Raw genomic sequence first — 16,674 nt, forward strand, 5'->3', positions numbered from 1 at the left:
CCTCTCTTTAAATAACCTTTTACTACGGTAACCTAAACTTAAACACACTCTTCTACAATTACATCTGGTGACTCTACAAGATCTTCAAGCAAGTCTACATATTCCGTCATCATAAATTCAATTCTCGCTGGCTTAAACAAATCACTCAAATAATTACAATTCACTTGTATTCCATTTTTGTACTCAATGATATAACAAACAATATCAAACTTCACATCTTGTACTTTTTCTGTATGATATGCTTCTAAGCAACTTAATTCTTCACGATCACTCTGCCCCATATTCAGCATATTAAAAAATACAGATATCTCAGGATATTTTATTTTCAATTCATCTAAAATAAACTCTAGAGGATAATTTTGATATTCTAGCGCTTTTAATGTATTTTCTTTTACTTTGTTTATTAAATCATTAAAGTTTAATTCTGTATTTATTTTATTTCTAAGAACAGTTGTGTTTATAAAATATCCTATAACATTTTGCAAACTTTCATGTTCTCTTCCTGAACCTGCTGTGCCTATAAGAATATCTTCTTGTCCAGTTAATTCAGATAGATAAATACTGAATCCAGTAAGCAACACAACAAAAATACTTGTCTGATGTTCCTTAGCTAAATTTTTTATCTTATCTTTTAAGTCTTCTGATATGAAAAAACTATAAGCTGAACTTCTTCTTTCTGTCTCATTTTCATCTGATTTATTAACTGGAAGATTCAAAGGTAAAAGTTGTCCTGATAGCTGCTCCAGCCAAAATTCTTTTGCTTTCTCCATCAGCTTATCATCTGCTATATGTTGGTTTTGCCATGCTGCAAAATCTTTGTATTGTATATTAAGCAACGGTAACTCTTCTTTTTTTCCAATCTTATATCCTTCATACAATAGATAAAATTCTTTTCTTAAGACTTCCATAGATGAACCGTCTGATATAATATGATGCATAGAAAAAATCAGATCATATTCTTCTTCTTTTACTTTTAACAAGGTTACCTGCAAAAGAGGAGCCTTCTCTAAATTAAAAATCTTTGTAGCCTCTTCTTTAAATATCTGCTCTCTTTTCAGTAATTTCTCTTCCTTTTCAATAAAAGATATATCCATACTATTTAAAGAAAATTTCACAGTATCTTCAACAATTTGCACCGGTTCTCCATCAACTGTAGCAAACCTTGTTCTAAAACTCTCATGTCGCTGAATGAGATCTTTGAATACTTTATAGATTATGTCTTCTTCTACTTTTTCTAAAATAGTTACACGACCTGGTAAATTATAAGCAATATTTTCTTTTTGCAATTGATTTATAATCCATAATCTTTTTTGCGCATTCGAAAGCTCATAATATTCTTTCTTTTCTATTTTTTTTATTTCCTCAAAAGCTACTGTTTGTCCATCTTGAAGTTTTTCAGCTAAAATTTCAATAGTTGGGGATTTGAATAGCTCTTGTAAGCTAAGCTTTATTGAAAATTCCTTGTGAATCATATTCATAACCTTTACTGCTTTTAGTGAATGTCCTCCAAGTTCAAAAAAATTATCTTTAACTCCAACTGTATTTATATCAAGAACTTCTGCAAAAATTTCAGATAATCTTTCTTCTATATCATTTCGTGGTGCTATATATTGTGAATTGACTTCTAAAGCAGTTTCAGGTTTAGGTAAAGCCTTTTGATCAACCTTACCATTGGTTGTTAATGGGATGTCCTCTAATTGCACAAAATAAGATGGAATCATATAGTTTGGAAGCCTTTGCAGTAAATACTCTCTTATTTTTGATGGCGCTAGCGACTCTTTTGCCGTAAAATAGCAACATAAATATTTGTTTTCACTGTTGTCTTCATTCACTGTAATTACAGTATCACTTACCATTTCATAATTTAAAAGTTGCTTTTCAATCTCGTCTATTTCTATTCTGAAACCTCTTATTTTTATCTGTTTGTCCATTCGTCCTAAAAATTCAATATTTCCATCTGGTAACCATCTTGCAAGGTCCCCTGTTCTATATAATTTTTCATCTGCAGTAAAAGGATTATCTATAAATTTTTCATAAGTCAAGGTTTCTCTATTTAAATATCCTCTTGCTAGACCATCCCCACCTAAACATAACTCTCCTGGTAGTCCAATAGGCTGCAATTTATTATATTTATCTATTATATAAGCAGTTGAATTACTAATAGGTTTTCCAATAGGTATGTTTTGATCAACCTCATCTAAAATAGGGAACCAGGTAGAAAATGTAGTATTTTCAGTAGGTCCATATATATTGCTAATACATAGCTGTTTACAGTTTCTTTTTACTTCCAGCATATGCTTAGGTGATGTGGCCTCTCCACCTACCATTAAGTATTTAAGAGTATTGAAAACACCTGGATCTTCTTCAGATATTTGATTGAATAAAGCTGTGGTAAGAAAAAGTATAGTTATTTTGTTATTTTCTAAATATTTTCTTAATCCTTTAGTGCTAATAAGAGTTTCCTTACTTATAAGATATAAAGTTGCTCCATTTAAAAGACTTCCCCATATTTCAAAGGTAGACGCATCAAATACTACTGCTCCAGCCTGTAGTATTCCATCATCTTCTCCAATAGATACATAATTTGTATTTTTCACCAGCCTTATGATACTTCTTTGTTCTATCATTACGCCCTTTGGAACACCTGTACTTCCAGAAGTATACATCACATAAGCCAAATCTGTTGGTTTGTTTACATGTTTAGGATTATTATATTTTTCATAGAAAATTTCATCATTTTTTAAATCTACTTTTATTCCTTCAAATTTTACTTCTTCTCTTAGCTTCTGTTCCATGAGTAAAATATTTACACCGCAATCCTTCAACATATATTCAATTCGTTCCCTTGGATACTCAGTATCAATAGGTAGATAAACTCCTCCAACCTTCAATATAGAAATTATTGCAAAAATCATTTCTATTGAGCGATCTGCATATAATCCTACAATTTCTCCAGGTTTTACTCCCTTTTCAATGAGTACCTTTGATAGAGCATTGGCTTTTTCATTTAGTTCCACATACGTAAATTTCTTATCTTCACATATTACAGCAATATTATTAGGAAATTTTAATAATTGTTCTTCAAACAATTGTATAATAGTCCTGTCTCTCTGATACTCGCTTTTAGTATCATTGAAAACTTTTATAATTTTATTTTTCTCTTCTTCTGCTATAATTTCTACTTCTGATATATTACATTCTGGATTAGCCAAAATAAATTGTAAGCCTGTTTTGAAATGTTCTTTAAATCTTTCCATTGTCTCTTTCTTAAATATTTTTGTACAGTATTCTAAGTCAAAATTTATTGTATCTCCTATTTCCTTAGCAATTAACGTCATTGTAAATTTAGAAATTTTATTTTCAAACTCATATGGTATAAATTTTACTTCATCTATTTCAAGCTCTGGGATATCAACATTTTGCATTACAAACATAACGTCAAATAAAGGATTACGACTGAAATCTCTTTCTATGTTTAATTTTTCTACTAATTCTTCAAATTGATATTCTTGATTTTCATATGCTTTTAATGCATTTTCCTTTACTTCCTGCAAAAACTTTCTAAAGGTCTTACTGCCTTTCGGATAGTTTCTCATTGCAAGAGTATTTACAAACATCCCCATACAATTGTCTAAATCTGCATGACGTCTTCCTGCAATAGGGCTTCCTACAATAATATCTTCTTGTGCACTATACTTCGCCAATAGCATTGTATAAACTGATAATAATACCATGTACTGAGTAGCTTTATTTTCTTTTGCAAAATCACCTAACTTTTTCGTTGTTTCCTTATCTAATTCAAAGAAAATTCTATCTCCTTCAAAGCTCTGTATTGCAGGTCTCACATAATCCTCTGGTAAATTAAGTAAAGGAATCTCCTCTTCAAAGCTTTCTAGCCAATATTGTTCCTGCTTAGACATAAGATTGTTTTGATTTTGCTGCCATGAAGAATAGTCTTTATATTGTATTCTAAGCTTTGGCAATTCCTTTCCTTGATACAGCATTAGAATTTCTTTAATTAGTATTCCCATTGAAGCCCCATCTGAAATAATATGATCCATATCAAATAACAGTAAATGGCTGTTTTCTGAAAAGCTAACAATCTCAACTCTTAAAAGTGGTGCTTTACTTAAGTCAAAAGCTTTTATAAATTCGCTTATAAGTGTATCAATTTCTTCTTCTTTTCCTTCTTTATGCAAAACATCAAATCCCACATACTCATGAACTCTTTGCACAATTTCATTTTGAATAGTTTCAAAAGAAGTTCTTAAGGCTTCATGCCTCTCTATAAGTCTTTTAAATGCAATCTGCATTTTAGTAATATCTATCTTACCTAGGATTTTCATAATCCCTGGCATATTATAGCTAATTCCATCCTTTTCAAATTGATGTAGTGTATATATTCTCTTCTGTGAAAAAGAAAGTGGATAATAGTCCTGTTGTGCAACGACAGGTATACTTATATACTGATTTTTTTCCATTTTTTCAATATAATCAGCTAAGCCTTTAATGGTTGGTGTTTTGAAAAATTCCTTTAATGGGATTTCTACTTCTAATTCTTTATGCACCTTAGACAGTAGTATTGTGGCTCTTAAAGAATGACCACCCAGCTCAAAGAAATTTTCAGTTATTCCTATATTCTTCACCTTCAATATTTCTGACCAAATATGTTCTAGCTTTTTTTCAAGCTCGGTTGAAGCTTTAATTTGATTATTGTGCTCACTTATAATTCCATTAAATTCTGGCAATGCCTTTCTATCCACTTTTCCATTTGGTGTAAGAGGCATTTTTTCTAAGTTGATAAAATAAGATGGAATCATATATTCTGGCAAACTTTGTGATAAATAGGCTCTTATTTGTGAAGCTAACAAATTCTTATTATTCACAACATACGCAAACAACTCATTAGTTCCTTTTCCATCTTTTTTTACAACTACTACAGCTTCTTTTATATTTTCATGTCTTAGTAGTTGTATTTCTATTTCACTTGTTTCTATCCTATATCCCCTTACTTTTACTTGACCATCAATTCTACCCAAAAACTCCAAACTTCCATCCGAATTCCTTAGTGCAAGATCTCCTGTTCTGTACATTCTTCTTTCTTTATTGAAGGGATCAAAAATAAACTTTTCTGCTGTTAACTCAGGATTATTAATATACCCTCTTCCTACAGATTGTCCAGATATATATAGTTCCCCAGCTACACCTACAGGCTGAAGTTTTTTGAATGCATTCATAATATATATATTTGTGTTCCCTATAGGCGTTCCTATGGAAGGCAGCTCTGGTATACTGAATTTCGGATCAATTGTCAAAGTAGAAACCACATGTGTTTCTGATGGTCCATAGTGATTATGGAGAAGATTTTTATTTCCCTGTAAATATCTCTTGAAGCCTTCTGAAATAAGTAGTTGCTCTCCAGCAGTTATAATATGTTTACAATTCCGAGGAAACTTTTCTATATATTCTTCTTCACTCATGATAAATTTCAAAAAAGCAGTAGGTAAAAATAATATTTTTATTTCTTTTTCTTTAATAAAAGCAAACAGTTTATCTATGTCATTTCTCATTTCCTTATTAATTAGATATAACTCTCCACCAGAAACCAGTGTAGAAAAAATTTCTTGGAATGATACATCAAAGCTTATCATTGCAAATTGTAAAACTTTGCTGTTAAAATCAATATTGCATTCTGCGAATTGAAAATTCATCAAATTAATAAGATTTTTATGTTCTAACATCGCACCCTTTGGCTTTCCTGTAGAACCAGAAGTATAAATTACATAAATTAAGTCCTCTACTTTATTTATGCATTCTAAGTTTTCCTTACCTCCCTCATAGAGCTTTTCGTCTTTCACATCAATACTCTCTCCATGAAAATTATGTGTTGAACTCAACTCTTTTTGAGTTAATAAAATAGAAACCTTACTGTCTTCCAGCATATATGAAATTCGCTCCTTGGGGTATTCAGTGTCAATAGGCAGATATGCTCCTCCCGCTTTCATAATCGCCAATAAACCAATTATCATTTCAAAAGAACGCTCTATCATTAGTCCTACAACAGAATCTGCTTTTACCCCTTTTTCCCGAAGCACTCTTGCAAGCTGATTCGCTTTTTCATTCAGCTCCTTGTATGTCAGTGTTTTATTCTCATAGTTTAAAGCTATATTATTAGGTGTTCTTTCCACCTGTTCTTCAAATAGTTGATGCATAGTTTTTTGTTCTGGGGAAATTGTGTTTTTATTGCTTTTTCCATTAGTAAGGTTGACCTTCTCTTCATCACTTATAATCTCTATATCCGACAACAATACTTTAGGAGTATCTACAATTTGAGCTATAATCCTAATCAAAGCTTTTGTTAACCGTTCTATAGTCTCCTTATTATATAGCATAGTACTATATTCCATCTGAAAGGTTAATATTTCTCCTTCTTCAGAAGCAAACAGACTAAGATCAAACTTCGAAACTTTATTATGAAAAGGGTAAGCTGCAAATCGTAATCCCTTTATTTCCATTTCAGGTATATCCATGTTTTGCATTGCAAACAGTACATCAAACAATGGATTTCTGCTTGGATCTCGCTGTATTTTTAACTGATCTACCAGTTCATCAAAAGGATAGTTTTGATGCTCATATGCCTGCAATGCATTTTCTTTTACTTCTTCTAAGAATTCTTTAAAGCTCTTTCCTCCATTAGGAAAATTTCTCATAGGAAGGGTATTTACAAACATTCCAATCACCTCTTTGAAGTCTTCCTGACTTCTTCCGGCAATTGGACTTCCTATAACTATATCTTCTTGATTACTATACTTAGAAAGTAATATTGTATAAGCCGCAAGCAATACCATATAAACTGTAGTCTCTGTATTTTTTGCTAAAAATTTTATCTTTTCAGTAAGTTCTTTATCTATAGAAAAATGTAAAGTATCTCCTTCAAAGCTTTGTACAGAAGCCCTAGGAATGTCACTGTGAATATTCAAGACAGGTACTTCTTCTTTGAATTGATCTAACCAGTATTTTTGATGCTCACCCATTCTCTTGGAATCCATCTGTTCTATTTGCCATGCAGCATATTCCTTATATTGAACCTTAAGTTCAGGCAAGCTATCACCTTCATATAAGCTTATAAATTCTTTAATTATTATTCCCATAGAAGTACCATCAGCTATAATATGGTGCATATCCAACATTAGAACATGTTTATTTTCCTCTAATCTAATAAGTCCAGCTCTAAATAAAGGTGCATTATTTAATTGAAAAGGAGCTACAAAATTATTGATTAAGTACTGTACTTGATTTTCTTCACTTTCAAAATAGTCCAACTTAAATCTTATTGTCTTATGAATTTTTTGAACTACCTCTTCTTGGTCTATCTCAAAAGAAGTTCTAAACGCTTCATGTCTTTCTATTAACTTTTGAAAGGCCTCCTCGAATTTTTTCTTATCCAATTTTCCTTCTATTGTGATTGCTCCAGAAATGTTATATCCAATACTATTCTTTTCAAAATTTTGTAGCATAAATACTCTTTTTTGTGCTGAAGATACAGAGTAAAATTCCCTTTCCTGAATTTGTGTAAATGGCACATATTCATTTTCTTTTTTATCATTTTCAATATATTTAGCAATCTCTTTGACAGTAGGTATTTTAAACACTACCTTCAAAGGAACTTCTACATTAAATTCCTTATGTATTTGAGATACTAAGCTTGCTACCTTTAACGAATGTCCTCCTCTATCAAAAAAATTATCTTTCGTTCCAATTCCATTTACGTTTAATATTTTTTCCCACAACTCTACCAGTTTTCTTTCTGTTTCGTTTATCGGAGCTTCATAGGTTGTGCCTATATTAATAGTATCTCCTGGCTCTGGCAATGCATTTCTATCAACTTTTCCATTAGGTGTAAAAGGAAGCTCTTTTAATGCAATAAAATATGCTGGTATCATATATTCTGGCAAAGAGTTAGATAATAATTCCCTAAGTTTTGATATTTTTATCTCTTTATCAGAAGTTATATAGGCACATAAATAATTATTTCCATCTTCATCCTGTCGTGTCACTACAACTGCTTGATTTATAAAGTCAATTTCAATTAATCGGCTTTCTATTTCTCCTAGTTCAATTCTAAAGCCTCTTATTTTAACCTGATAATCTACTCTACCTAAAAACTCTAAAGTTCCATCTTTCATCCATCTACCCAAATCTCCAGTTTTGTATAACCTCTCTCCCTTTATAAACGGGTTTGAAATAAACTTCTCTTCTGTGAGTTCAGGTTTATTTAGATATCCTCTTGCTAATCCCCTTCCTGATAAACAAATTTCTCCTGAAAGCCCTAATGGTCTTAATTCATTATTTTTTCCTAATATATATACAGCAGTACCTGGTATAGGATTTCCTATAGATTTGTAATTATTAGTTGATACATTTCTCAATAATGTCGATACAACACTATTTTCAGTAGGTCCATATTCATTTGTAATTTCTATATCCTCATTAATTTCTTGTGTTCTATTAATTACTTCCTTTGTTATTTTTTCACCTGCTAGGGTTACTACTTTCAGACTCTTTGCTTCTTCTTTTGTCATAGATTCTAAGATATACATATACAGAGAGGGAACTGCAATAAAATGACTGATTTTTTCTGAAACAATACATTTTTTTATTTTAATCGGATCTTTTCCATCTTCTTCTTTTATCAAAATTACTGTTGCACCAGATAAAATAGGTGTAAAAAAGCTAGTTAGAAATCCATCAAAAGAAAAAGAAAAAAGTTGTAATATACGATCTTCTGAGTTTAATTTGTATTCTGCTTTTCTCCATTGTATTGAATTACATATACTTCTGTGTTCAACCATAACTCCTTTTGGCTTACCTGTACTTCCAGAAGTATAGATTATATAAGCTAGGTCATCCGGGCTGCTATTATATTCTATGTTTGAACCATCCTCTTCAAAAAAATTGTCTTCTTTAATATCAATAAATGTTCCTTCGAATTTTAATCGATCCACTAAGTATTTCTGTGATACTAAAATATCTATTTTTCCATCGTCCAACATATATTGGATTCTATCTTTTGGATAGGCTGGATCAATAGGTAAATAAGCAGCACCTGCCTTTAGCACACCTAGTATTGCTACACACATTTCCAAAGAACGTTCCATCATGATACCGATAATACGCTCTCTTACTTGTCCTTCTTTTCTGATTTTTCTAGCCAGTTGATTTGCTTTATAATTCAGCTCAAAGTAAGTAAGCTGCATATTTTCAAATTTAACAGCTATATTATCCGGTGTCTTTTCTACCTGTTCTTGAAAAAGTGAAACTATTGTATTTTCCTCAACTGTTGCCTCACTAACTTGATTATAATCATAGAGTAATTTTTGCTTTTCATGACCATTAAATATTTCTATCTCTGATAATCTTTTTTCTGAATCTTCCGCTATTTGTCTTAGCGTATTTTCAAAATACTTTGCTATAGTTTCGATTTCTTCTATCTCAAATTTATTTTCTTGATAACAGAAATCTATCTGCACCTCATCAAAAACTTTTATTCCAACTGTTAAATCATAATTAGTAGCTTCTTGAGTTAAATAAGAGTTTATTTGTATTTTACTATCTTTGCTTTTTAACATTTTGTCCAAAGGATAATTCTCTACAATAAGGAGTGTATCAAAAATGCCGTCATTTCCGATGCTTAGATTTGTCTTCTGAATATCTGCTAAGGGGGTACTTTCATATTCTTCTCGATCTTGAAGCATTCTTTCTATTCTTTTTATTAAAGCCTCTATTCGCTCATCTTCCTCACACTTCATTCTTAAAGGAAGGGTATTTATAAACAAACCAACCATATCCTCTATACCTTTTATATTAGAATTTCTTCCAGATACAGTTGTTCCAAATACAACATCATTTGTATCATTATACTTTTGCAACAATACTCCCCAAGCACAATATAACAAAACTGATAATCTTATCTTTTCTTCCTTGGTAAACTCGTCAATTTTTTTTATAGTATCTCTCGAAAGTGTCCATGAATATTTTGCAGTCTGCTTAGGCTCATTATCCTTTATCATTTTATTTGATAAAGAAGTTTTTTTATCAAAATCGCTTAAATAATTTTCCCAATATGTTTTTTGTATATTGGAATCTTGATTATTTACCCACTTTACAAACTCTTTAAATCTTGTTTTAATTTTCCTTTTAGGTTCCCTATCTTCTAATAAATCAGTATAAGCAATCAAAAATTCTTTTAATAAAATTCCATTGCTCCATCCATCATACAAAACGTGGTGATTGCTAATAATCATTTCATACTCAGTATCATCAAGTTTACATAAAATAATTCTAAAAGGTTCTACTAGTAAGTCTATACCTTCCTCTTTATCCTTCTGTCGAATCTCTTCAAGAAGTCTTTTTCTATCTTCTGCATTGTTTTGAGATAAATCATACTGTCTAACAGGTATTTCTTTATTCTTTAAAACAATTTGTATAGGCTTTTCAAGTTTGTCCCATCTAAATACAGCTCTTAACATTTCATTATTTTCTGCAACAAATTGCCATGCTTTTTTTATTTCTTCACACTTTACTACCCCAGTGATGTTTAATGAGAGTTGCTCAAAATACTGTTCACTCTCCGAATCATACATGTAATGAAAAATCATTCCTTCTTGCATAGGCGTCAATGCCAAAATATCAACTACATCATTCCTACCAATTTTTTTCTCATTTCTCATAAAGCTTCTCTCCATTATATAAAATGTTTTTTACGTTAAATTTTTTAAAAGTACCTATACTTTTATACATTATACTATTTTTTTACATTTTTCAACGATATAATAACATTTAAGTGTATTTATGGTTTTTTTTATTAATTTATTATATTAAAAACATTATTTTTCTTATTTTATAATATTAATAAGATTAAAAACTCGTTTATAGACACAATCTTTTTTATTAGTTACTTTGAACTATAATGAAAGTATTATTAATTATTCAAAGAGATATTTTTGTTAACTTTATTTTTTTAAACTTATATTTTTCAGCATGATATACGATATTTTTTATATATATTGTTGAAAATAATTGAATTTTTTCTTTTTATATACATACTTTTTTGATATAATATATAAAATTGTATATATTAGGTAATAATTAATCTAATCTTATAAAATATCATATATCTAAAATTTATTTCGTCAGTTTTAGTAACAGTAATTTTTTATATAGTTGTTTATCCTGTTAAAAAAATTCAGAAACTATTTTTCGCCTATGGATATTTACATAAAACATTATATTTTATGATATTTTCCAAAAATCTTGCTCAATCTGATAAATTAAGGGGAATATATTAATGAAAAAAACAAAGTTATTTTGTCTTCCCTATGCGGGAGGCTCAGCAACAATATATGAAAAATGGAAAAGATATTTACATCCTTCCATAGAGTTAATTGGTGTTGAATATGGAGGCAGAGGACGAAGATTTTCCGACCCACTTTGTGATGATTTCCAAAAAATTGTAGATGATATTTTTTTTATCGTTAAAGATAAAATAACCGAAGATTCCTACTCTATTTTTGGTCATAGCATGGGTGCTTTAGTGGCATATGAGCTAGCTTACAAAATACAACAAGAAGATTTACCTCCTCCTCTACATATGTTTTTCTCTGGAAAAGGAGCTCCTCAGTTTTCTCATAGAGATAAAATGATTCACAATTTGGACAATCATAAATTTAAAGAAGAACTATTAAAACTAGATGGTACACCAAAAGAAGTGTTAGAAAACGATGCTCTTATGGAGATCTTCTTGCCAATTCTTAAATCTGATTTTAAAGCAATAGAAGAATATACTTATTTTGAAAAAGATGCTCCTATTGATTGTAATTTTACAATTTTATATGGAAAAGACGAAAAAATGCCCCTAAATAAAATTGCGGAATGGCAAACACACACAAAAAACAGATGTAATTTTTTCAGTTTTTCTGGTGGTCACTTCTTTTTACATGATCACTCAGAAGATATTGTAAGTTTAATTAACAATACTATCGCTTATCACAGATGATATATTCTTTTTTCTATTTTTAAACTTGCAAGGTTGATGACCTTACACTATTTGTTAAACTTTAATCCAATCAAATAATCATAAAAATTTTACAAAAGGAGTAACTGATGGAAAACAATCAAAACTTTAAACTTTACCCACTTACCAATCCACAAAAAAGAATATGGTATGTGGAAAATATATATGAAAAGACAGTAATGTATAATATCGGGGGATATTTAAAAATCAAAGGCACTATAGATTTTAATTTATTAGAAGAATCTGTAAATATATTAATTAAAGAAAATGATGGCCTTAGATTGAGATTTGTAGAAAAGAATGGAACTCTTCTACAGTACGTTAAGAATTTTGAGAAGGTTACTATTCAGCGCATTGATTTTAGTATATGTGATACCCCAGAGAATAGTTTTTACATCTGGACAAAGGAAGAAATGGAAAAATCCATTTCTTTAAAATCGGACAACCTGTATTTTTTTGCATTCTTTAAAAAAGACCATAATGAAAGTGGACTTTTCCTTAAGATGCATCATATTATCTCTGATGGATGGTCTTTCAGCCTTATAGCAAAACAAATTTGTGATATATATACAAAACTAGCAAACGGTCAAGATATAAGCAATTACAAACCTCCTTCTTACGTTGATTTTATAGATAGTGAGCAACACTATCTCAATTCAAGTCGTTTTCTCAAAAACAGAGCTTTTTGGCTCGAAAAATTTACCACCTTACCTGAAAAATCTGCTATTAAAAGCATAGATAGTTTGGAAGGACATCGAAATACTTACCAAATAAACGACAGTAGATCAAAGCAAATTAAAAATTTTACAAGCAACTATGGTATCTCTTTAAATACATTTTTCACAGCTATGTTACTTATATATATGAATAAGATTTTTCACAAGGACGATATAATTCTAGGAATACCAGTTCTAAATAGAACCAGTAAAAAAGAGCGCCAAATGATAGGGATGTTTACCAGCACAATGCCTTTCAGATATAAACTAAATGGCGATCTTAGTGCAGAAAATTTTATCAAGGATATAAACAGTGCGCTACTATCTAGTTTTTTTCACCAAAGATATCCATATAATCTTTTGGTACAGGACTTAAAATTGAGCAAAAAAGGTTATGATAGTTTATTCGAAGTATGTGTGAATTATTATAATACCAGCATTAATAATAAAATCAATGGAATGTCCATAGAAAATGTTGAATTATATAGTGGCGAACAACTCTATTCTCTTCAACTAATAATTAAAGAATTTTTAGAGACAGATACCTTGTCCTTATCTTTTGATTATAAAACAAATGTCTACTCTCACGAGCAGATTGACGATTTATATGGCTATCTTAATAATATAATTGACAAGATATTAGATAATCCAAAAGAAAAACTAAGTAAAATCAATCTATTATCCTCAAAAGAAAGAGAAAATCTTCAATTTAAACTTAACTCCACCGAGACAAAATACCCTAAAGAGAAAACAATTTATGAGCTTTTTGAGGAGCAAGTAGAAATTGTACCAAATAACATTGCTTTATCTTTTAATAATGAAACTCTATCCTACAAGCAGTTAAACGAAAAAGCAAATCAACTTGCTAGAAAACTAAGAAAAAAAGGTGTTGGTAAGGATAAAATTGTAGGTTTTATGACAACGCATTCCTTAGATACAGTGATTGGAATCTTAGCGATTTTAAAGTCAGGCGGAGCATATGTCCCTATAGATCCAGAATATCCAACAGAAAGAATTCGCTATATTATAGAAGATTCTGCCGTATCTTTAGTTCTTACTAATCGTGAAATAAATGAATCCATTTTCTTAAACCAAGAGATTATTAATCTAAAAGATTCAAATTTATATAGTGGAAATTGTGATAATTTAGAGAAAATCAATACACCAAAGGATTTGGCATACGTTATTTATACATCTGGTTCTACAGGTAAGCCCAAAGGAGTAATGGTAGAACATGGAGGATTAGTGAATTACATATGGTGGGCTAGAAAAAATTATATAAAATCAAAGGATGAAATTTTTGCATTATACTCTTCTTTATCCTTTGATCTTACAGTAACATCAATTTTCACTCCATTAATCGGAGGAAATAGATTAAACATATATTATGATGATGGATCTGAATTCATTTTATACAAAATATTAAGAGAAAATAAAGTAAATATCATTAAGCTTACGCCAGCACATTTATCTTTATTAAAGGATATGGATAATAGCAATTCTTCTGTAAGCAGGTTTATAGTTGGTGGAGACGATTTGAAGACCAGTCTTGCAGTAAGCATATGTAAAAGCTTTGGCAATAAAATAGAAATCTTCAATGAATATGGGCCAACAGAGACGGTGGTCGGATGTATGATTCATAAATTCGATATTAATAAAGACAAAGGACTTTCTGTTCCTATTGGGATACCAGCAGATAATGTACAAATTTATATATTAGATAAAGACCTCAACATAGTACCTCCAGAAACAATTGGAGAATTATATATATCTGGAGATGGGGTGGCAAGAGGTTATCTAAATCAAGCTGAATTGACAAAAAGTCGCTTTATACAAAATCCGTTTGTAATCGGGAAAAGATTGTATAAAACTGGCGATAGCGCAAAGTATAAAAAAGATGGGAAAATTGAATATATAGGAAGAATAGATAGGCAGGTAAAAATAAGAGGACATCGAATTGAACTAGGCGAGATAGAAAAGCATTTAACATCAATAGAAGAAGTTCTAGATGCCATTGTCGTAGATCATGAAAATGAAAATGGCGAGAAGAACCTTTATGGTTATGTTGTGCTTACAAATGAACTTCCTTCAATTGAAATAAAAAAATTTCTTTCGAAATTTTTACCAAATTATATGATTCCCATTCATTTTATTCCTTTAGATACTATGCCATTAACTCAAAACGGAAAAATTAATATCAATCAATTACCAAAACCTGAAAGTATTAAAAGTGAAAAGGCTGAGTTTATAACTTACCAAAATGAAACAGAAAAAAAATTGATCGAAGTAACTCAAGAAGTCTTGAACATAGAAAAAATAGGATTATTAGATGGTTTCTATGAGCTTGGAGGAGATTCTATAAAGGCAATCCAAATATCAAGCAGACTTAATAATATAGGGTTAAATATTAAGGTAAAAGATATCTTATCTCATGATACAATGCAAGAAATCGCAGCTTGTATAGAAACTTTGCAAGGAACTGAGCTAGAAGAACAGAGTGTTTGTGAAGGAATCATAGAACCTACTCCAATCTCTTCTTGGTTTTTTAAGCAACGCTTCAAAAATAAAAATCACTGGAACCAATCAGTATTATTAGAAATCAGTGAGTATATAAGTAACACAGAAATAATACAAGCTATAAATAAATTGATACATCATCATGATACCTTACGACTTAATTATAATTCAAAAATAGGAAAATTATATTACAACGAAAAGCATCTAGAGGATTTAAAAGATATAGAGGAATTCAATCTTACTCAGCTTTCTAAAGCTGAACAAATTTCAGCAATCAATCAATTGGGTGAAGCATTTAAAGGAAATTTTGATTTGGAAAAAGATTTGTTATTTAAAGGCTGTATTTTTGACTTAGGTACTAGTAAGAGATTGCTCCTAACCGCACATCATTTGATTATAGATGGAGTCTCTTGGCGCATTCTCCTTGAAGATTTGAATGATTTAATCCTTCAAAATAAAAAAGATATACCCACTGCTCTACCACTGAAGACCTCTTCTTTTCAAAAATGGGCAATGGAATTAGAAAAGTACAGTAAAGAAGAATTTGTAAAGCAAGAAATCGAATATTGGGATTCAGTTATAGAGAATAAAGCAGTCTATCCTGTGACCTTTGACCTTGGAGAAGATAAACTAAAATTTTCTTCCACTTTAAAAGCAGTATTAAATACAGAAGAAACTGAAGCTTTAATAACTAAAGCTAATAAAGCCTATGGAACAGATAGCAATGAACTTCTTATCATTGCATTAGCTTTTACAGCCTCAAGATTTTCTAAACAAAAAACTGTCACTTTTGAGATTGAAGGTCATGGACGAGAAGAAATTACTAATGCAATAAATATATCTAGATCTGTAGGATGGTTTACTAGCATATATCCAGTGAATTTAAAGATTAATCAAATAGATTTAAATTCAAAAATAAAGGAACTAAAGGAACAACTTCGAAGCGTTCCAAGTAAGGGAATAAACTATGGTATTCTTAAATATCTTAGTAAGTCTATAAAACAAGATGAGTCAAAACTGATTCGTTTCAATTATCTTGGTGATTTCGATTCTACGCTAAAAGATAGTTTATTTAAATTTGCAAAGGAAGATAGCGGTTCTGATTTTGATAAAGAAAATCATCTCCCTTACTTAATAGAAATCGTTGCAATTCATATAGATGGTAAATTAAATATTTCAATAACCTACAGTAAAAATAAATTTAGTGATGAAGCAATGCAAAGCTTTATGAAGGAATACCTGAACCAAATTAAAGATGTTATAGACTATTGCATTAACAAAGAATATAGTGAGTTCACTCCTTCTGATTTTGATGCAGCAGAACTTTCTCAAGAAGACTTAGATAGTTTGTTCGATTGATTTTAAAAA

The 16,674-nt window shown here is 30.2% G+C and carries 3 protein-coding genes; 2 read left to right on the forward strand and 1 reads right to left on the reverse strand.

Going from position 1 to position 16,674, the window contains the following annotated elements; translation table 11 throughout:
* Positions 1 to 38 precede the first annotated feature (38 nt).
* The gene (locus J3477_RS14205; protein WP_206870599.1) at positions 39 to 10,730 is read right to left on the reverse strand and encodes a non-ribosomal peptide synthetase; all 10,692 of its coding nucleotides are present in this window, start codon (positions 10,728 to 10,730) and stop codon (positions 39 to 41) included.
* A 617-nt stretch (positions 10,731 to 11,347) separates the two neighbouring features.
* Between J3477_RS14205 and J3477_RS14210 the strand changes: the two genes are divergently transcribed.
* Together J3477_RS14210 and J3477_RS14215 are read left to right on the forward strand one after the other, a co-directional pair.
* On the forward strand, positions 11,348 to 12,055 hold the full coding sequence (locus J3477_RS14210; protein ID WP_206870600.1) for a thioesterase II family protein: 708 nt from the start codon (positions 11,348 to 11,350) through the stop codon (positions 12,053 to 12,055).
* Between the two features lie 107 nt (positions 12,056 to 12,162).
* Positions 12,163 to 16,665: a non-ribosomal peptide synthetase gene (locus J3477_RS14215; protein ID WP_206870601.1), complete on the forward strand. Its 4,503-nt coding sequence runs from the start codon at positions 12,163 to 12,165 to the stop codon at positions 16,663 to 16,665.
* Positions 16,666 to 16,674: the final 9 nt, after the last annotated feature.

It is taken from the genome of Clostridium zeae, assembly GCF_017312485.1.
In the GTDB taxonomy this organism is placed as follows: Bacteria; Bacillota; Clostridia; order Clostridiales; family Clostridiaceae; genus Clostridium_AR; species Clostridium_AR zeae.

Excerpts from the sequence above, each read along its gene's own strand:
- J3477_RS14210 (WP_206870600.1), top strand. The coding sequence starts at position 11,348 with ATGAAAAAAACAAAGTTATTTTGTCTTCCCTATGCGGGAGGCTCAGCA.
- J3477_RS14205 (WP_206870599.1), bottom strand. The coding sequence starts at position 10,730 with ATGAGAAATGAGAAAAAAATTGGTAGGAATGATGTAGTTGATATTTTG.
- J3477_RS14215 (WP_206870601.1), top strand. The coding sequence starts at position 12,163 with ATGGAAAACAATCAAAACTTTAAACTTTACCCACTTACCAATCCACAA.